Origin of the sequence: Peribacillus simplex (genome assembly GCF_001578185.1) — a bacterium.
Lineage (GTDB): Bacteria > Bacillota > Bacilli > Bacillales > DSM-1321 > Peribacillus > Peribacillus simplex_A.
Genome location: NZ_CP011008.1, coordinates 1,915,898 through 1,940,518 on the forward strand (window position 1 = coordinate 1,915,898; position 24,621 = coordinate 1,940,518).

The following is a 24,621-nucleotide window of genomic DNA, read 5'->3' on the forward strand; positions in this document are numbered from 1 at the left end:
AGGTTATCTACTGACTACTTTTTACATTTGAGGGCGACTTTGATTAAGTCCGCGTAACCATGTAGTGAATTATAACTTTCTTTTACAATCATTCAAATAAACTAAAACAAAGAACAATGTCGCTCGAGTCCCTGATAATGTGCGGACTAATAGAAGAGAAAAGTAAAAAGATATTTCATCAATAAGATTAAAAGGGGATAGGAATGATCTATATTGCAAGAACTCAAAGAGTGCTATTAGGATTCTTAATGTCAAGTATAATCCTTCCTCACATCATTATAAAAGATTTCTCCATGGGATTCATAAATTACATTCAATTTGCAATATTGGTTTTTCTTCTCGCAGCATTCTTCATTCATTATGAATTTATTATGGAGAATGATTTTTTATCATACCAAATAAAATTTTGGACAATGCCAATTTATAAAAAAGTAATCTACCCTGAACAAATCATCCAGTTGAAATTCACAACTGGCGGATGGGCAACCAAAGGCGTTATTATCTGTTTGAAAAAAGGACTAAATATTCGGATTTTTGGTTTTAATCCAGATGAGGTCTTAAAGGATATACTGAATTACGGTAAAGAAAAAAATATATCAATTACTAAATCAAAAGATTATATGATTTTGGAAAAAAATACTAATTGGGCATGTCGCTTAAAATTCAGTAGAAAAATATGCCCCAAATAAAGGAATCCCCCTAGGTTGATGATATAGCTTAGTTACACCTAGGGTAGTGGATTTTTTCTCATCTTAGTTAAATTAATTAAAGTTAAATCTATTTTTAAAGTCCCAATTCAATTTAAATGAATTATTTTCGCTAGTTAAAAATTTATAATCGATATAAGATTTTTCTTTTTTAGACATTTCATCGACAAATGGGGAAAAGGTACGGAATATCAGTTCTTTTTTCTTTTCATCAAATTCTACAAGTCGTAGCCAGCCATTCCCCCCTCGATAATTCGTTTGGTAATTGACTAGCATTTGAATGACATCATTTCCTGCTGAGTTTTGTTTGACCTGATGTGCTATTCCAAAATAATGTCCATTTACCGTCATGAACACTTGATCGTGGTCCTTAACAAGTTCCCTCCAAATCAGTCGGCCATTGGAAGACTCGGCGGCAATGGTTTTATCATCTTTAACTTTAGGGTAAATAATATCATGTGAGACGAGGATCGTCGGTTTATCTTTATGTTGATCTAGAACCTGTTTTGACCATTCCAAGTCCTTATGCAGACTTTTCATATCCACTATTAAGATTAAGTATTCATAACTTCCTGCTTTAGCCATTGCATAAGAGCTATAACCAGACGGAGAAGACCCCTTATAGTATTTTTTATTAACAAAACGCTTCGGCCCATAATGTGTTAAGAAAGGATCTCCTTTAGCATAGTCATGATTTCCGGCCGCTATCATATATGGAACTTCATTTTTATCCATATTGGAAATGGCTCCAAGGGAATTCTGCCATTGTTCTTCTAAATCATTATCGACTATGTCTCCAACAAATGTATTCATAATGATATTGTTCTTTTTAGTGTTTTTGGAAATCCAGTTCATTTGGCTATTGAAAATCTCGGGATTTTGGCTTGAATATTTCTGGACATCTGGAACAAAAAGAAAATTATAATTCTTTCTATTCGTTAGAAAAGGTAACGCTTTGTTTGATCCTTCGAATGGTTTATCATCGCGAGCATCCTGCACAATCCATTCTTTTTCAGTCAAAGCCTTATCAGCAATACGTATTTCTTGGATATTCCCCCTGAATAGTCCACCCAGCTTATTTCCCCATTCAGATGCTCCGATGTTCCAGCCTTTACCTTTTAATGCTGCAATTCCGATGACCTTTTCTGATTTTCCGTAATCACTTACGCCATTCAAAGTTAAAGTAGTCGTGTAACTATCATTAACGACCGCTAAATGGTACCACTCATCAGGATTTAAAGCTCGGGACCAATTGCTTACATTATAATTTAAATTAGATGGATGGCTTGTCCAGTGTATTTTTTGATCATTGGATATAGTTAATGCCGAAAGGATTTTCTTCTCGCCTTCCAATTTATTAAGATCGGCAGCCTGTCCTTGTCTGGAAAAGAGACCCATGCCGCTCTTGGATTCCCTTGGCAACTTAAAAACCGCTTCAATGGTAAAACCCTTATCGAATTTCTCAGAATTTATTGGTGCATCCTTTTTGGTTTTGAAATATCTTCCTGAAGGCGCGTTCTCGTAATTTGCGAATTTCATGCTTCCCCCTTCTTGTTGATCATAATAATCTTCTTCAGACCATTGAATCATATTTTTCAATTCAGGCGAGGCAGGATCACCTATCGTCACTAACTTTAAATCATTTCCTTGTTTGCTTGTATCTTCTAAAATTAAATTACCTTTATCGATTGAACCGCTTTTTACATGTTGTTTTGTGAATTTCCAATTTGCCACGATACCGCTGCGATCATTTTTAGAAGCGGGATTAAAAAAATCGGCCGACTTAGCTATACCAGGAACAATCATAAATAAGAGTGAGAGACCTATAAAAGCTTTTTTCATTCTCATAAAACATTCACCCCATTAAATATTGATTAAGCGATTTTAAGAATAACCGTTATTCATTTATTCTTTATTTACTACCTGGATAATTTGTCGAAAACTAAGCCTAGGCAGGGAGATTCTTATAAGCTGCAATATGGATATAGTTTGCTTATCTTCTTGATAACTTATTAAGGATGAGGAAAAAAGACTTATTCCTGCAAAACACATTAGGAGGTAAGGCCTGATGCGTTTGATTTACCTTGTTGAAGGAACGCTTTAAACATAAAATTACATGTTATGGTTTGATTGAATCTGAACCTCTGATGGGAAGGTAAATAAGCAAGCATTTGAAAGTATAAGGACAATGATTCATCAAGAAAAATGAGGTGAATGAAATGGTAAGAAGGAGAAGATAGCCTACTGAAATTGACGTAGTATTAGGAGGCTATCTTGATTTATAGGAGATGTATGAAAAGTGAAACAAAACAAAAATGATGATGCAATTTTTTTTGCGTATGAGACGACTTTGGCATCCAACCTTCACTTCTCGCAAAGAGCAAACTTGGTATGTAGATGAACAAGAAAATCATCTGTTTTGGCCAGTTGAAACCATCGATCTGAAGGTGTGCGTGAAAAAAACCTCTTAACTGAAAATTCCAACATATATAAATGACTTGGTGCAGGTTTCAGCATAAGAGCAGTAAAGGGACCGATGCCCTGATGAAATGATAAGAAGTGTTCTTGAAATGAAAGATAAAAATCGGAGGCCAATGTTCTAAATGATTGCAGCAGTAACAGAAATTTATTTATAAATGATTGAATCAATTAAATGGTATAAAAAGCGATACTAGAAAAAGTAGAACGCCTTTTTATTATTAACATCAACGAGGATTCAATAATTCTTACAGCGATAAAAAGTTGATTATCGGCATTAATTAGGTAATGATTGAAATAGTAAGGAATGGAAAAAGGGACTTGGGGGGAGGGGATTTGGATGGAAAAAGAATTTCCGCTTATTGAAACACGCCGATTGATTTTAAGGAAAGTTACAATAGAGGATGCTGGAGATATGTTTACATACCTATCTGATACAGATGTCGTGAAGCCAATGGGGTTATATCCATGCCAATCAGAAAATGAAGTATGGGATGAAATTAAGTGGTACGAATCTATATTCAAAGAAGGTACAGGAATTAGATGGGGAATTACATTAAAAGAATCCGGTAAGGTTATAGGCAGTTGCGGTTTCCTGAATATGGTCACCAAACATCATCGAGCTGAAATTGGATATGAATTAAATAAAGATCATTGGGGAAAAGGCATTGCAAGTGAAGCATTGGAAGCTGTTGTAAAGTATGGTTATCGTCACTTTCACCTGGAAAGGATAGAAGCTTTAATTGAACCTGCTAATAGCCCATCCTATAAACTAGTGGAAAAACAAGGATTTAGAAGAGAAGGATTGCTGAGGCATTATGAATATACTTGTGGCAAATTCGATGATTTATATATGTACTCACTCATAAAAGAAGATCTTAATGACATTTTCTTATAACAGTGTGAAGACCGCTAAAAAGCGGTCTCAGTTTGTAGACAAAAGGGGTTCGGAATTAAAAAATTTCGAACCCCTTTTGAAATTCCCTTTGAATTTCCGCCTATAGTTAAGAGATTGGAGCTACGAGCCCACTATGTTAGGCCATTTTTGGACCTTTCCATGTCCAATTGGCCATCTTCTTTAAATTAATGGCAGCAAAAGTAAGCATCGCCTGCATCGACAATTTTTTAAGTCCCCTTAGAGTAGTCCAACGCATACCATGCTTTTCTTTTGCATCTGAGAATACACGCTCAATCGTTTCTTTACGTTTCGCATATATAGGTTTTACAACTTGATGATGACGCAGATGATCTGCTTCTTCCACATGTGTTTGCCAGATATGCCGTGTCACCACTTTTTGACAGTCTTTGCTTTCTATACACCGTGATAAATATGAGCATGTTGCACAAACTCGCGATAGCCCTCTTTATTGGTTGTTGAGTACTTTAAAGTTTCGCCCGAAGGGCAAAGGTAACAATCAAAATGTTCATCGTATACATAGTCCTGTTTGAGGAAGAATCCTTCCTTTGTGCGAGGACGTGTATAAGGTAAAGCCGGTATGATTTTCTTTGTTAAATAGGTAGCTTGTAATCGCTGTGTTTTATAAGCTGCATCTGCGGCAACGGCTTCCGGTTTTCCAACTTTCTCAATCACTTGTTCAACTAGTGGCTTTAAGATTTGACTGTCATGTGTATTTCCAGGTGTAACAATCGTTCCCAATACAAAACCGTTGCGGTCTGCGGCGGCGTGGAATGAATAGGCAAACTGTTTTGTTCGTTCATCTTTCACATAGTAGCCACTCTCAGAATCCGTTGTACTTTCTTTAATCTCTTCTTCTTGAAGACGCCCTTGATACGCTCGTGTTTCTTTACGAACGATTTTCTTTTCAAATTTCCGTTTATTCGCACTTGCTTTCACATGTGTGGAATCCACGAAAACGTGTTCAGCACTTATTAACTTTTTATTAGCAGCTGTCATTAAAATGCGATAGAAAATCTGTTCAAACAGGTCTGTATCTTTAAAGCGTCGCTCCTAATTTTTCTCGAACGTGGAGTAGGAGGTACTTTATCATGGAAACCATAGCCTAAGAACCAACGGTAAGCCATATTGGTTTCAACTTCTTCAATCGTTTTACGCATGGAACGAATACCGAAGGTATATTGAATGAATGTCAGTTTAACTAAAATAACTGGATCAATACTTGGGCGTCCTACCTGAATACATCTCTTTCACCTAGTCATAAATGAAAGTGAAGTCAATGGCAGCCTCCATTTTACGAATCAAATGGTTCGGTGGCACCAGTTGATCTAACGTAATCATTTCAAGTTGATCTCGCTGAATAGAATCATGTTTAGAAAGCATCCTCATCACCTCAAGTTTTAATACTTCCATTTTAAAACAAAAATGACTCCAGGCAAAAGTGTTTATCTAAAAGGTAAGACAAAGTTGATTGGAGCGGGTGTTCGAGACTCCTGCTTAGAAAAGCGCGTCTAGGGGAGACCCCGCAGGCGAAAGCCGAGGAGGCTCCCCGACCGCCCGCGGAAAGCGAGTGCCCTACGTTCCAATCAACGGCCAAATTGTACAACTCATAAAAAATAGACAAACTCGATTTTCATCGAGTTTGTCTACAGTCTGAGACCGCTGAAAAGCGGTCTTTTTCGTGCGCCCGGCATGGGTGCAATCTATAGGGTGAAAGTCCCGAATCATGAAGGCAGTAGTAGTGGTTAGCTTAATGCAAGGGTGTCCACGGTGACGTGGAATCTGAAGGAAGCAAGCGGCAAACCTCCGGTCTGAGGAACACGAACTTCATATAAGGCTAGGTATCATTGGATGAGTTTGCAAAACAAAACAAAGTCCTTACTGCCGAAGGTGGTACAGAGTAAATGAAGCAGATAGATGGAGGGAAAGATTGCACTCTTACCCGGGGAGGTCTGATGACAGCCAAGTACACTTGGTAACCTTTCCAGTGATGGACAGCTGAATCATCAGAAGTCAGCAGAGGTCATAGTACTTGTCTACTCGAGAAGATAAGGAAGGACCGAACAGATTAAGGCGGATGAATACTAGGCGTTCGTTATCTGTGAAGAAGCAAACAATTCCTAACGGAACTTATTTGAAGGAAGAAGTGGTGAATACACGGGGAACTTCAAAAGGGTGGAGCAGATAAAGGCACAAATAGACCATTTATTCACGTAGAAAGGATATCAACGATGTTAATGGAACAGATACTAGAGAGGGAAAACTTAATACAGGCATTGAAGCGTGTAGAAAGAAATAAGGGAAGCCATGGTGTAGATGGAATGCGGGTCCAAAACCTGAGACCGCACCTCGTAACCGAATGGTACAACATGAAAACTGCCCTTTTACAGGGTACCTATCAACCGAAGCCCGTCCGTCGTATCGAAATCCCGAAACCAAACGGCGGAGTTCGGCTTTTGGGTATTCCAACCGTTCTAGACCGTTTCATTCAACAAGCCATTGCCCAAATATTGACCAAGATATATGACTCAACCTTTTCGGAGAATAGCTATGGATTTCGCCCTAACAAACAAGGGCACCAGGCGGTTCGAAAGGCAAAGTCCTATATAACCGAAGGTTATACATGGGTAGTGGATATGGATTTGGAGAAGTTCTTCGATAAAGTGAATCATGACAAGCTCATGGGAATGTTAGAGCGGAAAATTGAAGATAAACGAGTTCTTAAACTGATTCGTAAATTCCTTCAAGCAGGCATTATGATAGGCGGACTTTTTCATAAAAGTGAGGAGGTCCGTTAAGTCCTTTATTATCTAATATCATGTTAGACGATTTAGATAAAGAACTAGAGAAACGCAATCTTCGATTCGTAAGGTATGCGGATGACAGTACTATCTTTGTGAAGACACGAAAAGCCGCCAAACGTGCAATGGGAAATATCTCAAGCTTCATTGAAAATAAACTGAAGCTAAAGGTCAACTACGAGAAGTCGAAGTATGATCGCCCTTGGAACAGAACGTTTCTCGGTTTTAGTTTCACGAAGTCAAAGAAGAACCCGAAGGTTCTACTGGCTAAACAAACGGTGAAGAGGGTAAAGAAACGAATCAGGGAAATGACCTCGAGAAAATTACCGATACCCATGGAACTCCGAATAAATAAGTTAAAGCAATACCTTAGAGGTTGGATGGGGTATTTCGCCCTCATTGATACTCCGAACGTATTGAAGAATTTAGATTCATGGATTCGAAGAAGACTCAGAATGTGCCTATGGAAGCAATGGAAATTACCAAGAACGAGGGTGAGGAAACTCAAAGGATTAGGCGTCCCATTTGGAAAAGCATATGAATGGGGAAATAGCAGAAAGGGTTATTGGCGCATAGCGCATAGTCCTATTCTAGACAAAACCCTTAATAATGTTTATTGGCTCCATCATGGGTTAGTAAATCTATATGAACGATATACAAAACTACGTCAGACTTAAACTGAACCGCCGTATACCGAACGGTACGTACGGTGGTGTGAGAGGTCGGAGGCTAGGCGCCTCCTTCTACTCGATTATAGCTGAAAATTCATAAACACAACATCTATGTACATGAAGTCTTAGTTTGCTTACTTGATTGTATAATCTCTTTCAACCTTGCAAATTCGGGTTGTGTATGACGAGTACCAATCTTTCATTCCTTTTTCTTGTGCTTTTTTGTGGGCAGCATTTTCTTTCCAAAGCTTAATGGCATCTAGGGATTTCCAATAGGATACGGTAATTCCTACTCCGTTTTGATCTCTTACGCTTTCGACTCCTAAATAGCCATCTTGTTGGGCGGCAAGTTCGTCCATGAAATCAGCGGTTGAATTGTAGCTTGTAGCATCTCTATCGTTTCTTTGAGAAGTGAAAATACAAGCGTAATAGGGTGGTTCAGGTGTATTTGCAAGAAACATGGAATGGCGCCTCCTTCTATCTTAGTATTCAAAATAATATCACATAGGGAAGAACGTGGATAGGGGCTATTCCCTGATAAAGAAAGCTGATTGTAAAATTAAAAACCATTCCAGGTAAGAAAAATATTTACAGACAGCCTGTGCAAGGTGAAGTGGGGCCTTGATCTCAAGCCAAGAAATTAATAAAAGCCTAAAAAGTTTTCGGAAGCTGTTAATTTCCTTAATAAGCCTGTTCTGCGGAAGGTTTTTTCTCCTAATGCACGAATATATTACATTTAAGGTTTTTACAAAAAAAGGAGATGGTTTCTTTGTGCGGGATTTGTCAGTAAACATAAAGAAAGAGATGTATTTTTACCGAAACAACGCGATATTCATTTGAAAAAGGCATTAAAGGATCTATCAGCAGATCCTGATGTTTTAGCTATTTACCTAGCCGGTTCATTAGCAAAAGGAAACTATGATCATTACTCTGATATAGATTTGCACACCATTGTTATTTCAGAACGGAAAGCAGATTTTTTAAAGGGAAAAAGGGATATAGCCAATAACTGGGGAATGTTTCATTTCACGAAGACTACAATCCTTCTTCACCGTATGTCGTAACTCATTATGATCCCTTTGTGAAAGTGGATAGCTGGTATCACTCACCAGATGAAGTTGAACATTGGAGAGGAAAGCTGCTTGCTTTTGTCCATGAAACCTATAGAGCCGTTATGAGGGGAGAAATGTTATATGCACTATCCAATCTTGATAGGATACGGTGGCTGATTGTGTCTGGGTGGTATATGGAAATGGAAGAACATATAGATGGGCCCTATGGAGTTTGGTCGAAAATCGAGGGCAAAAGAAGTAAATTAGATGAAAAACAATTATCCCTTTAGAAAGTTGGAGTTGTGGACGTAATTCAAATGAAATTATTAAAACGTTGAGAGGTATGATCCCAGAATTCCTTAGACTAAATAAATGTCTTTGTACTCAAGTGGGTGTCGAAACAAATGAAGATCATATCAAAAGAATAATGGATATGGTTATCTGATACCTTTTACAAAAGGTTATGGGACACTCGTTGTTAATGTAAAATGTGTAATCACTTTTGGAGGGATGAATAAGTGGCAGAATTGGTGTATCATGTAGCGGTTTCACTGGACAATTTCATTGCCGATCAAGCAATGTTGGATGGGAATATCAATCAATCTTTTTTCTTATTTGAAGGAGATCATGTCCCAGACTTTTTATCCGATATCCAGAAATATGAAGCAGTGTTGATGGGAAGTAAAACATATGAATTTGGATTTCAATTCGGAGCTAAACCGGGTGAACCAGGCTATAAGGGTTTGAAACATTATATATTCTCGAACTCCCTTCAGTTTGAATCGAACGAGGAAGTAGAACTTATAAAAGGAAACGCCGTAGCTTTTATTGAAGACCTCAAGCAGAAAAGTGACGGTAAGTTATGGCTTTGCGGGGGCGGCGAACTGGCTGGAACGTTGTTGAAACATAAACTCATAGATCAATTGGTGCTGAAAGTGAATCCAATCATCATCGGTGAAGGTATCCCTCTTTTTGGCAGTGTTAAGCCAGGTCTGAAATTAGATTTAGTTGAAATGAAGCAATATCAAAACGGAGTGATTAAATCCACGTATAATATTATTTATACATAGGAATTAGGGACGGGTAGCTAAATAAAAACTTCATTCCCTAATTAGGGATGCTTTATTTCATGGTGGGGGTTGCGTTGGAGCAGCCCTTTTCTTTTGTAATAATTAAAGTTTACTAGTGAAGTGACTTTTTAATTCCCTGATTATTGAAGATGAATTCTCCTCAAAATGAACAAATGGTGGCTTATCTTAAGTGAAAAGCGAAAATATTCAATGAAAATTAATGAGAAATTTATTTTTAAATCATATCCTTTCAATATAACTTGAAAGGAGAATACTATGAAAAGATTATTTAAAGTATTAAATAATATATTTTTTATATTCATTGCCGTTATGGCTCCAAAGGTTATTTGATAACATTTTCCAAAATGCGTTAAAGCACTCGAAGGCTGACAAACTTGAGATAACGATTGAAAAAAATGTGGTGATTATCAGGGATAATGGGAGTGGTTTTGTTATCGATAGTAAAAGTAGGGGGCTTGGTTTAAAAATAATTGAGGACATAGCAAGGATCCTGCAAATAAAATATAATTTACAATCAAATGAAAGAGGAACTTTATTTTGTTTTACAGTCGAAAATACGATTTAAATCTCACTTAGCTCGTTATTTTGCGGCGTGATGCAGGATTATTTCATGCTGGGCTTTTTGTCAAGTTTCCAGTAAATATTATTCTTTTCAGATAGTTTACCGAATGCAACATAGTTATCTAGCACTTACTTATATAAAACGATACAAAAAGGTTGCTATAGACCCACCCATTTTTAAGTTGATATTATATTCATGTACTTAATTGTGGGGGGAAGTTGAATGGAAGAACAAAAATATAATGACCTCAAATTAGGCGAACGTGGTGCAATCATTAGTATCATTGCTTATATTTGTCTATCAATCATGAAATTGGCTATAGGATACATAAGTGACTCAGCTGCATTAAAGGCGGATGGTTTGAACAACACCACTGATATTATCGCCTCGATTGCTGTACTGATCGGATTAAGGCTCGCTCAAAGACCCCCCGATAAAGATCATGGTTATGGCCATTGGAAAAGTGAAACGATTGCTTCGATGGTAGCTTCATTTATTATGTTTGCTGTTGGTGTACAAGTTTTAATAGATGCAGTTGCTTCCATGCTTAAAGGTGGAAAAGAATCACCTGACATTATTGCCGGGTATGTAGGCGTTTTATCAGCAATAGCTATGTATTTTGTATATCGGTATAATAAGAAGCTTGCTATTAAGATTAACAGTAAAGCCGTTCTGGCAGCTTCAAAAGATAATATTTCCGATGCTTGGGTAAGTATCGGAACAGCTATAGGGATTTTTGGCTCCCAATTAAAAATGCCTTGGCTGGATTCCCTAACTGCCATCATTGTTGGACTATTAATATGCAAAACAGCCTGGGATATATTCATTCAAGCCTCCCATGAACTTTCTGACGGATTTGATGAAAATAAAATTCAACTTTATAAGGATGTAATTACAAATCTGAATGGAGTCAAGGGGATAAAAGAAATTAAAGGGAGGAATTACGGGAATAATGAAGTGATTGATGTTGTGATCCTTGTCAATTCTACGTTGGATATTAAAGAAGCTCATGATATTGCGACCCATGTAGAAAAAGTGATGATGAGAAATCATGGAGTATACGATGTTCATGTCCATGTAGAACCAAATTAATGAACTCTTTTTTTTTTGATCATTAACAAAAACGGGTATATATTAGCTTTACAAACATATAATAATGTGCAATCATTAATTTATTATATTGGAAGGAAAAGGTACCTTATACAATGAAGCAGTAATCTTATCTAATAAACAGTAAATCTAAATCTATTTCAATGGGTGTAAACGGTTAGGTATGTTCAATGCAAGTGTGCGTCACTTTGTTTGCTTACCGATTTTATTGGTGAGTTCTAAGTGAGCGTCAATTTTTCATTTGAACAAGAATCTTTTTAGATACCCATGTGAGATTTTTAATGATTATGTTTAGAGATGGGATTCGTCTGTTCGTTTATAGGTACTAATTCATATACAAATACTTTTTCTGGTATCGAAATCAGGAGAGGTATATTTGGTTTATGTATATTAATTTAGTAACAGGCGATCTCTCTCTAGAAAAAATAGAGGGGGATTTTTCATGTTATTTTTAAAGGCGAATGATTTAAAGAAAAGCTACGGGAACCGTGAAGTTATTTCCGTTGATTCACTTCATCTATACAGTTATGACCGTGTTGGTTTAGTTGGTAGAAATGGAGAAGGCAAAACGACTCTGCTTTCTATATTAGCAGGCGTTAATGAACCAGATTCCGGTCATATAGAAAGCTATGGAACAGTCAGCTATATCCCACAGATAGAGGGAAATGAACAAGAAATAAGCGGAGTATTAACGAGTATATGGAAACTGCCAGATGAGGATCAAGAAATGATAAGCGGCGGCGAACGGACTCGAAGAAAAATCGCCGCTGCGCTGACCTCCAATGCGGATGTATTGATTGCGGATGAACCTACTAGCCATTTGGATGTATTCGGAATTGAACAATTGGAAAAGGATTTAAAGTCTTTTAATGGCGCTATATTGCTTACTTCACATGATAAGGCATTCTTAAATCATCTTTGTACAACAATATGGGAAGTTGAGCAAGGCAAGGTTACTGTATATGAAGGGAATTACGAAGCGTATACAAAGCAGAAGCAAGCAAAAACAGAAAAAGAAAAGAAGGAATTTGAAGAGTATACTCGCGAAAAGAATAGATTGAAACAGGCTGCACAAAACCTGCAAGGCAAATCTGATTCAATTAGGAAAGCCCCTAAACGAATGGGCAATTCAGAAGCAAGGCTGCATAAACGCAGCGCTGGGAAACAAAAAGCGAAACTGAACCGTTCTGCTGAAGCGATTGAAACTCGGATCGAAAAATTAGCAAAAAAAGAAAAACCGCGGGAAGATCCTCCTATCATTTTTGATATTTCGGAATTTCCATCACTGCACAGCAAAAGGGTCATTCGATTTAATGGCTGTTCCCTGAAGGTCGGTTCTAGAATGCTGAAACAACATATTTACGGAGATGTTCCCCTGGCATGCAGACTCGCCATCAATGGTCAAAATGGTTCAGGAAAAACCACATTGATGAAAAAGATAGTGAAACGTCACACAGATATATATGTCGCGAAGCCGGCAAAGATAGGATTTTTTGCACAACAACAAGAAAATTTGAATGAAAGTAAAACGGTACTTGAAAATATTTTGGAGGATAGTCCCTACAATCAAGCCTTCATTCGTACATTATTATCAAGATTGGCTTTTAAAGAAAATGACGTTCACAAACAAGTATCACTCTTAAGCGGTGGGGAAAGAGTCAGGGCCTCGCTGGCAAAAGTTTTTTTGGGAAACTATAATGTATTGGTTTTGGATGAACCTACAAATTACCTGGATATAAATACGAAAGAGGCTTTAATCGAAGTGTTAAAAGCATATCCAGGAACAATCGTTTTTGTGAGTCATGATCGTTCATTGATCCAATCACTTGCAACGCATGTACTTTCATTCGAGGATGAACCTCCGAGAGTAAGAACTGTCAACCAGGAATCAACAAAATTGGATAAGGGCATGGATGGCCATCAAGTTAAACAGGATGAACTTCTTATGATTGAAGTACAAATCATTGATACACTTGGGAAACTGTCCAGGGTTATGAATGAAGAGGAAAAAGAGGAATTGGATAAGGAATTCCTACAGCTTTTAAGTAAGAAAAAGCAGCTTGAAGGTTAAGTGTTAAGTGCAATCATAAAAGGCTCTTCTCCATCGAGAGGGGCCTTTTAATGGATAAAAGCATGTTTATAGCAAAGAATTAGTTTCTCAGAACATCGTATGTACATATTCCCTCTATTATCAAGTTAACTTATATGCTTAAAATAGAATTCTATAAAAATGAATTAGTAGTCATTAATGATAAAGTAGATGATAAATGTTAAAATTAACCAGGTACATTAAAGAGGGACTTATTTTGATTGGAATTCAAATTGAAAAAATAAATGAAAATTTGATCATTAAATGGCAGTTTTCCAAAGTGACAATCCCAATCTCGGACATCATGGCAATAACTAACGATGATACCTATGGGGGAGAAGGGAAAAGTGCGATTAGAATATTTTAGCTTCTCTTTTAATAAACTTTTTAATTAACTTTAAAGAGCCTTTGTTACGGTAAGTACAAAGGCTCTTACTTTTTAGCATTAAAAATTAAAAACACTTTATTACCGAGATGCATTAATCGAACTATTCAAAATATATTGCTTCTGAAGTATACCCTCTTCTCCACTGCTATGGGTGGATTTAGTAACCTATTTCTTCTTTTTTATGCAAGGTAAACCAAGAATTAAAGCCAATTGTTCCAATTATATCTTTGGCATCTTTTCTTTCAATCCCTCAGCGAATGCGTCTATTTTTCATTATAGTTTTTTTGAAAGAAAATCTATCAATCTCTCTGCTTGTCTATATTCTGTAATGTTTCTTGCTCATAAAAACGTGTTACATCTTCGTTAGAAATGCAAGTAAAATACCTTCTGTATCCTCTTTTGTCATTTCTCTTAGTAATAGTCTTTCTGTGCTAATTTTGGAAACATTTTATCTTATTTCCCTCTTTTTGATAATTAACCATTCTTCTTTAACGGATGAAATATAATCCACATCCTTTTTAGATTAGTGGTATCAGTATGTCAACGTTTCATAGATTTCTTGCACCAGAACCTCTACTCCTATTTTTTTGTCTAAACCACACACATAAACATTTGTCCTGCGCAAATAGGTCAGACCTTTTGAACGGGAACTTGAATTTCAAAGGTAACCTCGTTTGGTTTATCTGTGATCGTAATATCAACATGCATAATTTGCAGCGCATCGCCGGTAATTTGATAACCACCTTCATCAAGATAATCCATTATTTTACTCAAGCTTTCACTTCGGTTCCATAATAATTCCCCATTATAACGGATACACGCAAACAACCCAGCCTGAATGATTCTTTGGTGCTGCTTTGGTATTTTTTCTTTATTTTTTGCCACAACAAAAATGACTGATGGTTCTTCAAAACGTTTAGATTTAAGATCTGCTTCCTGGATGAGAATTCCTAGTCTGTTACTGGCCAGAATTGGTGACTTCTCAGCAAGCATATTTTCTAGCCTTATAACTCCATAACAGAGCTCTAAATTATTATTGATTTTTTCATTCAATGTAATTAATTTCCTGGGTCCTATTTTGTGGAACATGACTGTTTGTAGTTCCTTTTCTCTTGATATTTGATCTAAATATTCAATTTTTTTCTGGACATTTTCTTCCAAGTCAGTTAATTCATTAAGCTTTGAAACAAGATCTGCGTGTTTGACTTTAAGAATGTCTAAAGACTTACTGAAATTACGTTCATTGAAATAATCCTTTATTTCGTCCGTACTCATTCCAAGTTGCCGTAATTCTTTAATGGTTCCTAAAACCTCGTACTGGAAAATTGAATAGTAGCGATATCCCGAATGTGAATCGATATATTGCGGCTTGAATAAGTTAATCCGATCATAATGGCGCAAGGTCTCCGTAGTCATCCCTCGTAACTTTGCCATCTCACCAATAGTTAATTTTTCTTTCAGTTTAATCGCCCCCTTAAAAAATATAATACAGGTGTTGACCTTTGTGTTACAACAACCTTTATAATCAAAATACACAATAATTCAAATCTTCTGAGTATTCTTTATAAATGTGGGGGAGCTGATTATGAAACGGAAAAAACTTGCTAGAACACTTACTTTGTCACAGGTTGTTTTTTTAGGGATTGCTTGGAATAACCCCATGGTATTTTTTAATACCTATGGAATAGCTACCGTAACCTCACATGGTGTAATTACGGGTGCGTATAGTATTGCATTTCTAGCAATATTTTTTACAGCGCTCAGCTATGGAAAAATGGCAAAAGCATACCCTATCTCAGGTTCAGCTTATACATTTACTCAAAAATCTATTAATCCTAAAGTTGGGTTTATTGTTGGTTGGACAATTATGCTTGATTATATGTTAACACCTATGGTGACGTGTTTGATGTCCACTGTCTTTTTAAGTGCAGTGTTTCCAGGGATTCCACATTATGTGTGGATTATTCTTTTAACTTCTATCATAGTTGTACCGAGCATTCTAGGGGTAAAGACATCAGCATCTGCAAGTAAAATTTTCGTTATTGCTCAAATCATTTTCGTTAGTCTTTTCTGGATATTAACCGTCAAAAATTTATTAGATGGAGTAGGGACAGGCACTCTTTTCTCGAGTAAACCATTATTCAATTCAGAGGTTCCCTTGTCAGTAATCTTAGCAGGATCCTCAATTCTTTGTTTTAGTTTTCTTGGTTTTGACTCACTTACTACCTTGTCAGAGGAAACAATCAATCCTGAAAAAACCATCCCAAGAGCTATTATCATAATGTTGCTGTTAATAGGGGTTTTGTATATTGGCTCTTCTTACTTAGCACAATTGGTCTTTCCGGGTTTTTCATTTGAAAACACTGATTCAGCAGCCATGGAAATCGCTATACTTGTAGGAGGAAACCTATTCAAATCATTATTTATAACTGCGGTAATTATTGGTAACTTTTCTTCAGGAGTTGCTTCAATTACAAGCGCATCACGTGTGTTATATGCAATGGGCCGGGATTCAGTATTGCCTGAAAATCTATTTGGTTATATTCATCCCAAATTTAAAACACCGTCACACGGTATTATCGTGATAGGAATAATTTCTTTACTAGGCGTCGTGTTAACTTTGGAGCAAGTTATCAAGTTTATCAATTTTGGAGGGCTCATTGCTTTTGCATCTGTTAATCTATCTGTCATCGCCCATTATTTTATAAAAAATCAGAAACGATCTTTTAACGATTGCATAAGGTATTTATTTTTACCGTTCATGGGCGCAGTATTTACTATGTGGTTATGGTCACATTTAGAAATAGAGGCATTGATTCTTGGAGGAATTTGGGTGATATGTGGCTTAGCATATCTTCTTTATATGACAAATTTTTTTCGCAAACCTCTTCCTGAGTTTCATTTTGATGAAGAGATCATTCCTCAAGAGGTAGAAGCTGTGAATGAAAAAATTCTTTCCCAAAAGGTAGAAGACTTTTAATCCGTTTCTTACACTGAAGTAAGTTAATGTATCTAAAGGAGGTGGAATATTTTGAAAATAAAGAAAAATGAAAGCGCTGCCTATTTTTAAAGCGAGATCGTTTAAGTAAGAATAACGAACTGGAGGTTTTTCAAATTGCATAAGTTGAAAATGTTTATAAACGGTGAGTGGATGGATTCTTTGAGTAAAGAAAAGAGTAATGTTGTTAACCCCGCAAACGGTAAGATCATTGCGAAGTCTCCCAACGGAAATGCAGAAGATGCCCGGATGGCCATTGATGCGGCACGAACCGCATTTGATTCCGGCATTTGGTCAGACCTTCCGGCTTCGGAGCGAGCTTCCTATTTATTTAAAATAGCAAAGAAAATTGAAGAACATGCATCTGAGCTTAGCCAATTTGAAACAGCCAATACCGGAAAACCTCTTAAAGAAGCAGAGTTTGACATTGCTGACGCAGCGGATTGTTTTCGTTATTATGCCGGTTTAGTCACTAAACCGGACGGCCAAACGTATCCTGTTTCCGGTCCTGTACAGGCCATGGTTGTTCGAGAGCCGGTAGGGGTATGTGGACTGATCGCTCCGTGGAATTTTCCTTTACTGACTGGAGCTTGGAAAATAGCCCCTGCCCTTGCTGCAGGAAATACGATTGTATTTAAAACATCCGAGGTCACTCCGATTTCGACTACTAAATTATTTGAGATTATCGAAGAAGTTGGCATACCAGATGGCGTTGCCAATCTAGTTATGGGTGGTGGTGCAACAGTAGGAAATGAACTAGCGGAAAGCGATAAAGTTGATATGGTTTCGTTTACTGGCAGTACCTCAACGGGAAGAAGCATCATGAAAGCAGCAGCTGGAAATATTAAAAACATTGCACTCGAATTAGGCGGAAAGTCACCTAACATCGTTTTTGCCGACGCAGACTTTGAGACAGCCGTAGATTATGCTTTATATGGCATTTTTGTCAACGCTGGCCAAATTTGTAATGCAGGGTCGCGTTTGCTGCTGGAAGAGAGCATTCACGACAAGTTTATCGATAGACTGTCAGAGAAAGCGAAAAAGATCCGGGTCGGCCCAGGTGATCAACCGTCTACACAAATGGGTGCCCTTGTCAGTGAAGCACATATGAATAGGGTACTCCAATATATTCAACTTGGCATAGAAGAAGGGGCGACATTAGCCTGCGGAGGCAAGCGTATAACAAGCAATGGACTTGAAATGGGCTATTTTGTTGAGCCGACGATATTTGTTGATACCAAACCGGACATGAGAATTGTTCAGGAAGAAATATTCGGGCCAGTACTTACCGTGCAAAAATTTAAAGATGAAGGTGAAGCCATCCAGCTTGCCAATGATACTCCATACGGCCTCGCAGCAGGTGTATTTTCACAAGACGGTGCGAAGGCTTTAAGAGTGACTAAGAAAATAAGAGCCGGAATTACGTGGATTAATGCTTATAACCTAGCCTACAATGAAGCACCGTGGGGAGGCTATAAACAGAGCGGAATTGGCCGTGGATTAGGAACTTTTGGTTTAGATGAGTTTAGTGAGGTAAAACAAATCAACATTAATTTAGAAGTGGAGCCAACAAAGTGGTTTGATCATTAAAAATGGAGAAGTAGATATAAAAGAGTAAAAGAGAGTGAGTCACTTACTATTACACTGTTTGAAAAATTGAAAGGGGATATTAATGATGATCTGGGATTTTAATTTCAATCTACCTACATCTATAGAGTTCGGGAACGGAAAAGTTAAAAATATTGGGAAAAGAGCAAAAGAGCTAGGAGGAAAAAAGGCACTTCTTATTACCGATAAAGGACTGGCGCAAACTGGAATTTTACAAAAGGTTACCGATTCGTTAGACCAAGAAAGTGTCAATTATATTGTTTTTGATGAAATTACTCCTAATCCAAAAGATGTAGATTGCCATAGAGCCTATCAACAATTTAAAGACGAGGAAATAGATCTTTTGATAGGTCTTGGCGGCGGAAGTTCGATGGATACAGCAAAAGCAATTGGTACACTTTTAACCCATGGAGGAGAGCTTAGGGACCGTTACGGTTTAAATTTACTAGAGCGAGAAATAACTCCCCTTATTTGTATCCCTACAACTTCAGGTACCGGAAGTGAGGTTACAACAGGTTCTGTCATTACAGATACAGTTACAAAACAGAAAGAGGCTATACTTGACATTAAATTGGCTCCAAAACTAGCAATTTTGGACCCTGAATTAACTCTAACTCTGCCTAAATCTATTACTGCTGCTACCGGAATGGATGCACTTACACATGCTATCGAAGCTTATACCAGCAATATTGCTGAACCCATTTCCGATGCTCTCAGCCTTTATGCAATTGAATTAATTGCTAAGTACCTTCCGTTAGCTGTAGAAAATGGGACCGACTTAGAGGCAAGGAAAAATATGCTTGTAGCCAGTTTAATTGCAGGTATGGCATTTGATAACGCGGATCTTGGTGCTGTACATGCTATGGCTGAACCACTCGGCGGTCTTTATGATACTCCACATGGGGTAGCGAATTCTATCTTTCTTCCTCATGTTTTTGAATTTAATATTCCTTCAAACCTGGAAAAGCATGCAATTGTAGCTGAAAAACTTGGAGCAAATAAAGAAGGGAAAACAATAGAAGAAACTGCCTATGATGGTGTTGTTTTGTTAAAAGAGCTTGCACGTAAAATTGGTATTCCTGATTTTCGAGATTTAAGTAATGTCAATCCCCAAGATTTCCTATTCCTCGCTGAAGGGGCATCCGTTCATTTGTGTACACAGGCTAATTCACGAAAAGTGACACCTGCAGATTATTTGGAATTATTTCAAAAGACTTATGAGGCGAAAAACACAACATTAATTTAAAAGTTTAACTAGATTAATGTTGATCTAGAATTTTTGAATCGGCGGCCGGCTTGATGGGAGTTTTAATTGGGCGGCCGCCATGGTTTACAGAAAACATGCGTATGCCCACTTGCTGCGGGTACATAATTAGCTATTTATGGATATGAGATTGCTATAAAGTAAGAATAACGAACTGGAGGTTTTTCAAATTGCATAAGTTGAAAATGTTTATAAACGGTGAGTGGATGGATTCTTCAAGTAAACAGAAGAAAAATATTGTAAATCCGGCAAATGGCAAGATCATTGCAGAGGCTCCCAACGGAAATGCAGAAGATGCCAAGATGGCTATTGATGCGGCACGACTAGCATTTGATTCTGGGATTTGGTCGGACTTACCGGCTTCGGAACGGGCTTCCTATTTATATAAAATAGCGGAGAAGATTGAAGAAAATGTATCTGAGCTTAGCCAACTTGAAACAGCCAATACCGGAAAACCTCTTAAAGAGTCAGAGTTTGACATTGCTGACGCAGTGGATTGTTTTCGCTATTATGCCGGTTTAGTCACAAAACCGGATGGCCAAACGTATCCTGTTTCCGGTCCTGTACAGGCTATGGTTGTTCGAGAGCCGGTAGGGGTATGTGGACTGATCGCTCCGTGGAATTTTCCTTTACTGACGGGAGCTTGGAAAATAGCCCCTGCACTTGCTGCAGGAAATGCGGTCGTGTTTAAACCAGCCGGGATAACTCCGGTTACCACTACCAAATTGTTCGAGATTATCAAGGAAGTTGGCATTCCAGATGGCGTTGCCAATCTCGTGATGGGCGGTGGGGGAACCGTAGGAAATGAACTAGCGGAAAGCGGTAAAGTCGATATGGTTTCATTCACTGGCAGCACCTCAACGGGGAGAAGCATCATGAAAACAGCTGCTGGAAATATTAAGAACATTGCCCTCGAACTAGGCGGCAAGTCGCCTAACATCGTTTTCGCCGACGCAGACTTTGAGACAGCAGTGGATTATGCTTTATATGGGATTTTTATAAATGCAGGTCAAGTTTGTAATGCAGGATCGCGTTTGCTGCTTGAAGAGAGCATTCACGACAAGTTTATCGATAGACTGATAGAGAAAGCGAAAAAGATCCAAGTCGGTCCTGGTGATCATCCTTCTACAGAAATGGGTGCCCTTGTCAGTGAAGCACATATGAATGAGGTACTCCAATATATTCAACATGGCATAGAAGAAGGGGCGATATTAGCCTGCGGCGGCAAGCGTATAACAAGCAATGGGCTTGAAAAGGGCTATTTTGTTGAGCCGACAATATTTGTTGATACCAAACCGGACATGAGAATTGTTCAGGAAGAAATATTTGGGCCAGTACTGACTGTACAAAAGTTTAAAGATGAAGCGGAAGCCATCCAGCTTGCTAATGATACCCCATATGGCCTCGCAGCAGGTGTATTTTCCCAAGACGGTGCAAAGGCTTTAAGAGTGATTAAGAAAATAAGAGCCGGAATTACATGGATTAATGCCTATAATTTAGCCTACAATGAAGCCCCGTGGGGAGGCTATAAGCAGAGCGGAATTGGCCGCGGATTAGGAACTTTTGGTTTAGATGAGTTTAGTGAGGTAAAACAAATCAACATTAATTTAGAAGTGGAGCCAACCAAGTGGTTTGATCATTAAAAATGGAGAAGTAAAGATAATTGAGTAAAAGAGAGTGCTTACATCGAGAAATATTTGACTTTTTTTAATAGAGGAAGCATTTTTTTGAATTACCATTATTTTGAATATTATATCTAAAGATGGCCTGGAACAGAAAGAAATCTGTGTCGGTTCCTGGTAGTCATTATTGACAAAACAATTCCGTTTTGTCTAGTTTTATAGGTTGGCATGAAGCTTGCATATATATTAGGAGAACATTAGGAGAACGTAATACAAGTGGGAGGCAAAGTTCATGTCGAATAATAAAAAACAACATCTTAATTTACCTTTTACCGGAATCTGTACTTTCGGGAAATATCCCGTATGTCCTGATCTAGACCAGTTAGATGCAGATGTAGCTGTCATTGGAGTTCCAAATGATATGGGAACACAATGGAAGTCAGGAGCAAGAATGGGTCCAAGAGGAATTCGTGAAGGCTCTACATTATATAGTTTCGGGTTAGATGGCGCCTATGATATTGAAAATGATATCATGTATCTTGGCCCGAAATGGAAAGTAGTTGATTGCGGCGATGTAGACATGGTACATGGGGATATGATGCAATCCCATGATAATACGGAAGAAGCCATTCGAAAAATCGTTTCAAAAGGTGCAATGCCGGTTGTTTTAGGTGGAGATCATTCCATTACAATACCAGTAGGAAGGGGCTTGGGAGAACTCGGGCCATTTCATGTGATCCAGATTGATGCGCATTTAGACTGGGCAGATCACCGTTCAGGAATGCGGGTTGGACATGGAAGCTGCATCCGCCGCTTATCTGAAATGAATCATGTTCAAAAGATTTTCCAATTGGGCATACGTGGAATCAGCAGCAGTAAAAAAGAAGATGTCGATGCTTCCAGAGAATACGGAAGTGTCATCTTGTCTCCACGTCAAATGAGAAAGATGGGATTTGAACAGGTGCTGGAACTTATTCCAGCAGGTGAAAAATATTATATTACCATGGACATTGATGGCCTCGATCCATCGATCGCCCCTGCGACAGGCACGCCTTCCCCTGGAGGCCTGCTTTATGATGAAGTCAACGAAATACTCCATGGAATTGCAAAAAGAGGAGAAGTAATCGGTTTTGATATGGTAGAAGTAGCTCCTCCTTACGATCATGCGGGAATAACTGGCCAAGTGGCAGCACGTCTCTCATTAGACTTGCTTAGTTATGTTTTAAAAGAAAAAGAGAAAAACCAGGATACAATCAGCGATCAGCAAGAGCTGAACTTCATAAAAAAGCATTAGTCTATTAAATTTGAAGGCGTTTTGATATAAAGTGATTTTCCTTCGTTTTATCATTTCTTAGTTTTCTGAATATGTATAAATAAAGAGTGATACCATAAAAACCACTTATGAAATAATTTGCAGCAACAAATATTTACAGTGTTTCAAAAAAATATAGCGGATGACGATTGTGTGAGAGTGCAATGCACAGCCACCGAAGGATCAAGTTCCAAAAAAAAACTTGGAACAAATCTCTCAGGTAAAAGGACAGAGAAGGGAATGTTGCCATTACCCTTTTCTGTCCTTTTTTTGCGAACAAAAAAGAGGGTGTTCATATGACGAAAACGAAAGAGGATCTATCTGAATTAACATTTCAATTAATTCTCCATAGCGGAAATGACCGCAGTTGTGCAATGGAAGCCATCGTATTGTAAAAATAAGGTAAATCAAGCGATGCCCAGGATAAATTAAAGAAAGCGGAACATGTGTTTGTTGCGGCACATAAAATCCAAACCGCATTGATTCAACAAGAAGTGAGTGGTGAGGTATTCGAAATTCCAATGCTCTTAATCTATGCTCAAGATCACTTGATGACTTCCATGACAACAAAAGATTTAGCGATAGAAATCGTTGAATTATACAAGAAAACTTCAAAGAACTAACTAAGCATTTTTGATATTTCATGCTAGCTAGATGGAAATGAATTCTTGATTATTCGATTAGGAGGTTACTACGGCAGCCTTTTTCTTATGAATCTAACGGGGGATTCTGCAACCACAAGGGGGCGATATATAACTTATCTAAAGTTCATGAACCTAACTTTCTAAAAATGTGGCATGTGAGGGTCACTCAAGATTAGGATTCTTCGAAATTTTAAATTATACTAAGATTCATTGCAGTAGCCAAGGATACTAGCACAGAATTAACCAATATGTTATGAAGGATAATAAGGAAAGAAACCGCAACATAGGTAAGCCATGACAAACACCTAATTAGCAAGCCAAATCATGATGTAAAAGGGGAGAAACAACATGCAAAGAGTCAATCTAACTGAAGATCTAAGTCTTTCACGCATTGTTCACGGTATGTGGAGATTGGCAGATTGGAAATTTTCCACCGAAGAAATCCTATCTCTTATTGAACATGGAATGGATCGGGGGGTCACTACATATGATCACGCTGATATATATGGTAGCTACACATGTGAGGAGATTTTTGGGAACGCCCTTTCATTAAAGCCATCTTTACGCGAAAAAATGGAGATCGTTACGAAATGTGGCATAGTCATACAATCAGAAAACCGCCCTTCTCATAAAAGTCACCATTATAACACTAATAAAACTCACATTATAAAGTCTGTTGAACAATCCCTTATGAATCTTAAAACGGATTATATTGATTTATTACTTATCCATCGTCCTGATCCCCTGATGGACCCGTCGGAAACGGCTGAGGCGTTTAATCAATTAAAAGAATCAGGAAAGGTCCGTAACTTTGGGGTATCGAACTTCAAAAAACCGCAATGGGATATGCTTCAAGCGTACCTTGAATATCCTCTAGTAACAAATCAACTGGAACTTTCTGCATACAATCTTGAAAACTTCGAAGACGGAACCATTAACTTATGTCAGGAAATGGGCGTGGCTCCTATGGCATGGTCACCACTCGCAGGAGGTAGCATCTTTGCGGAATCAAACGAAAAGGCTGTCCGCTTAAGAAAAACGTTAGAAATCGTAAAAGAAGAAATCGGTGCTAATGGAATAGATGAGGTTATGTATGCATGGCTGTTGAGACATCCTGCAAAAATCATTCCGATCGTTGGTTCCGGTAAGAAAGAACGACTGGATAGCGCCATTGATTCACTAAATCTAAGCATGAAAAAAGAACAATGGTTTAACATTTTAACTAACTCGATGGGGCATGATATCCCGTAATGCATTGTGCTCTTGAACAAGAATCCTTCCCAGAAGCAATGGGACACCCGGATGGGG

The 24,621-nt window shown here is 37.9% G+C and carries 16 protein-coding genes, 4 pseudogenes and 1 riboswitch; of the genes and pseudogenes, 16 read left to right on the plus strand and 4 right to left on the minus strand.

What is annotated here, in order from left to right:
• The first annotated feature begins 203 nt into the window (after positions 1 to 203).
• Positions 204 to 689: a hypothetical protein gene (locus UP17_RS09030; RefSeq protein ID WP_061462634.1), complete on the plus strand. Its 486-nt coding sequence runs from the start codon at positions 204 to 206 to the stop codon at positions 687 to 689.
• Positions 690 to 761: 72 nt separating this feature from the next.
• On the opposite strand, the gene UP17_RS09035 is transcribed toward UP17_RS09030, so the two are convergent.
• Positions 762 to 2,555 (minus strand): laminin G domain-containing metallophosphoesterase family protein, encoded by a 1,794-nt coding sequence (locus UP17_RS09035; protein WP_061462636.1) that lies wholly within the window; start codon positions 2,553 to 2,555, stop codon positions 762 to 764.
• 970 nt (positions 2,556 to 3,525) lie between these two features.
• Between UP17_RS09035 and UP17_RS09040 the strand changes: the two genes are divergently transcribed.
• Positions 3,526 to 4,083 (plus strand): GNAT family N-acetyltransferase, encoded by a 558-nt coding sequence (locus UP17_RS09040; protein WP_061462638.1) that lies wholly within the window; start codon positions 3,526 to 3,528, stop codon positions 4,081 to 4,083.
• A 136-nt stretch (positions 4,084 to 4,219) separates the two neighbouring features.
• On the opposite strand, the pseudogene UP17_RS09045 reads toward UP17_RS09040, so the two are convergent.
• Positions 4,220 to 5,484, minus strand: a pseudogene (locus UP17_RS09045) (transposase).
• An 848-nt stretch (positions 5,485 to 6,332) separates the two neighbouring features.
• Between UP17_RS09045 and ltrA the strand changes: the two are divergent.
• Positions 6,333 to 7,579: pseudogene (gene ltrA / locus UP17_RS09050) on the plus strand (group II intron reverse transcriptase/maturase).
• 128 nt (positions 7,580 to 7,707) lie between these two features.
• On the opposite strand, the gene UP17_RS09055 reads toward ltrA, so the two are convergent.
• Positions 7,708 to 8,034 (minus strand): antibiotic biosynthesis monooxygenase family protein, encoded by a 327-nt coding sequence (locus UP17_RS09055; RefSeq protein ID WP_061462640.1) that lies wholly within the window; start codon positions 8,032 to 8,034, stop codon positions 7,708 to 7,710.
• A 375-nt stretch (positions 8,035 to 8,409) separates the two neighbouring features.
• Here UP17_RS09055 and UP17_RS28685 point away from each other — a divergent pair, with 375 nt between their 5' ends.
• The 6 genes and pseudogenes from UP17_RS28685 to UP17_RS27460 all read left to right on the plus strand — a co-directional run bounded on the left by UP17_RS28685 (position 8,410) and on the right by UP17_RS27460 (position 13,844).
• On the plus strand, positions 8,410 to 8,637 hold the full coding sequence (locus UP17_RS28685; RefSeq protein WP_061462644.1) for a nucleotidyltransferase domain-containing protein: 228 nt from the start codon (positions 8,410 to 8,412) through the stop codon (positions 8,635 to 8,637).
• A 506-nt stretch (positions 8,638 to 9,143) separates the two neighbouring features.
• Entirely contained in the window at positions 9,144 to 9,695 is a 552-nt protein-coding gene (locus UP17_RS09070) for a dihydrofolate reductase family protein (RefSeq protein ID WP_061462646.1), read from the plus strand.
• A 328-nt stretch (positions 9,696 to 10,023) separates the two neighbouring features.
• A pseudogene (locus tag UP17_RS09080) lies at positions 10,024 to 10,281 on the plus strand (ATP-binding protein); the annotation flags it as partial.
• A 219-nt stretch (positions 10,282 to 10,500) separates the two neighbouring features.
• Entirely contained in the window at positions 10,501 to 11,370 is an 870-nt protein-coding gene (locus tag UP17_RS09085) for a cation diffusion facilitator family transporter (protein ID WP_061462652.1), read from the plus strand.
• Between the two features lie 460 nt (positions 11,371 to 11,830).
• Positions 11,831 to 13,459 carry a ribosomal protection-like ABC-F family protein gene (gene abc-f / locus UP17_RS09090; RefSeq protein ID WP_061462654.1) on the plus strand — a complete coding sequence of 543 codons (1,629 nt, stop codon included), beginning with the start codon at positions 11,831 to 11,833 and terminating at the stop codon, positions 13,457 to 13,459.
• Between the two features lie 235 nt (positions 13,460 to 13,694).
• The gene (locus UP17_RS27460) at positions 13,695 to 13,844 is read left to right on the plus strand and encodes a SunI/YnzG family protein (RefSeq protein WP_155727281.1); all 150 of its coding nucleotides are present in this window, start codon (positions 13,695 to 13,697) and stop codon (positions 13,842 to 13,844) included.
• A 651-nt stretch (positions 13,845 to 14,495) separates the two neighbouring features.
• On the opposite strand, the gene UP17_RS09095 is transcribed toward UP17_RS27460, so the two are convergent.
• The gene (locus UP17_RS09095; RefSeq protein WP_061466038.1) at positions 14,496 to 15,299 is read right to left on the minus strand and encodes a MerR family transcriptional regulator; all 804 of its coding nucleotides are present in this window, start codon (positions 15,297 to 15,299) and stop codon (positions 14,496 to 14,498) included.
• A gap of 151 nt (positions 15,300 to 15,450) precedes the next feature.
• Here UP17_RS09095 and UP17_RS09100 point away from each other — a divergent pair, with 151 nt between their 5' ends.
• The 7 genes and pseudogenes from UP17_RS09100 to UP17_RS09130 all read left to right on the plus strand — a co-directional run bounded on the left by UP17_RS09100 (position 15,451) and on the right by UP17_RS09130 (position 24,564).
• Positions 15,451 to 16,845, plus strand: coding sequence for an APC family permease (locus UP17_RS09100; RefSeq protein WP_081108770.1), 1,395 nt, complete (start codon positions 15,451 to 15,453; stop codon positions 16,843 to 16,845).
• Between the two features lie 135 nt (positions 16,846 to 16,980).
• Positions 16,981 to 18,453 (plus strand): aldehyde dehydrogenase family protein, encoded by a 1,473-nt coding sequence (locus UP17_RS09105; RefSeq protein ID WP_155727282.1) that lies wholly within the window; start codon positions 16,981 to 16,983, stop codon positions 18,451 to 18,453.
• An 82-nt stretch (positions 18,454 to 18,535) separates the two neighbouring features.
• Complete coding sequence (locus UP17_RS09110; RefSeq protein ID WP_250211782.1) at positions 18,536 to 19,717, plus strand: iron-containing alcohol dehydrogenase; 1,182 nt, start codon at positions 18,536 to 18,538, stop codon at positions 19,715 to 19,717.
• 188 nt (positions 19,718 to 19,905) lie between these two features.
• Positions 19,906 to 21,378 carry an aldehyde dehydrogenase family protein gene (locus UP17_RS09115; protein ID WP_155727283.1) on the plus strand — a complete coding sequence of 491 codons (1,473 nt, stop codon included), beginning with the start codon at positions 19,906 to 19,908 and terminating at the stop codon, positions 21,376 to 21,378.
• A gap of 271 nt (positions 21,379 to 21,649) precedes the next feature.
• Positions 21,650 to 22,651, plus strand: a complete 1,002-nt coding sequence (gene speB / locus UP17_RS09120) for an agmatinase (protein WP_061462658.1) — start codon at positions 21,650 to 21,652, stop codon at positions 22,649 to 22,651.
• Between the two features lie 161 nt (positions 22,652 to 22,812).
• A riboswitch (glycine riboswitch) is annotated at positions 22,813 to 22,911 on the plus strand.
• 174 nt (positions 22,912 to 23,085) lie between these two features.
• Positions 23,086 to 23,292: pseudogene (locus UP17_RS29495) on the plus strand (PTS lactose/cellobiose transporter subunit IIA); the annotation flags it as partial.
• Between the two features lie 369 nt (positions 23,293 to 23,661).
• Positions 23,662 to 24,564: an aldo/keto reductase gene (locus tag UP17_RS09130; RefSeq protein WP_061462660.1), complete on the plus strand. Its 903-nt coding sequence runs from the start codon at positions 23,662 to 23,664 to the stop codon at positions 24,562 to 24,564.
• Positions 24,565 to 24,621 lie beyond the last annotated feature (57 nt).

Excerpts from the sequence above, each read along its gene's own strand:
- UP17_RS09030 (WP_061462634.1), top strand. The coding sequence starts at position 204 with ATGATCTATATTGCAAGAACTCAAAGAGTGCTATTAGGATTCTTAATG.
- UP17_RS09035 (WP_061462636.1), bottom strand. The coding sequence starts at position 2,555 with ATGAGAATGAAAAAAGCTTTTATAGGTCTCTCACTCTTATTTATGATT.
- UP17_RS09040 (WP_061462638.1), top strand. The coding sequence starts at position 3,526 with ATGGAAAAAGAATTTCCGCTTATTGAAACACGCCGATTGATTTTAAGG.
- UP17_RS09055 (WP_061462640.1), bottom strand. The coding sequence starts at position 8,034 with ATGTTTCTTGCAAATACACCTGAACCACCCTATTACGCTTGTATTTTC.
- UP17_RS09085 (WP_061462652.1), top strand. The coding sequence starts at position 10,501 with ATGGAAGAACAAAAATATAATGACCTCAAATTAGGCGAACGTGGTGCA.
- abc-f (WP_061462654.1), top strand. The coding sequence starts at position 11,831 with ATGTTATTTTTAAAGGCGAATGATTTAAAGAAAAGCTACGGGAACCGT.
- UP17_RS09095 (WP_061466038.1), bottom strand. The coding sequence starts at position 15,299 with ATGGCAAAGTTACGAGGGATGACTACGGAGACCTTGCGCCATTATGAT.
- UP17_RS09100 (WP_081108770.1), top strand. The coding sequence starts at position 15,451 with ATGAAACGGAAAAAACTTGCTAGAACACTTACTTTGTCACAGGTTGTT.
- UP17_RS09110 (WP_250211782.1), top strand. The coding sequence starts at position 18,536 with ATGATGATCTGGGATTTTAATTTCAATCTACCTACATCTATAGAGTTC.
- speB (WP_061462658.1), top strand. The coding sequence starts at position 21,650 with ATGTCGAATAATAAAAAACAACATCTTAATTTACCTTTTACCGGAATC.
- UP17_RS09130 (WP_061462660.1), top strand. The coding sequence starts at position 23,662 with ATGCAAAGAGTCAATCTAACTGAAGATCTAAGTCTTTCACGCATTGTT.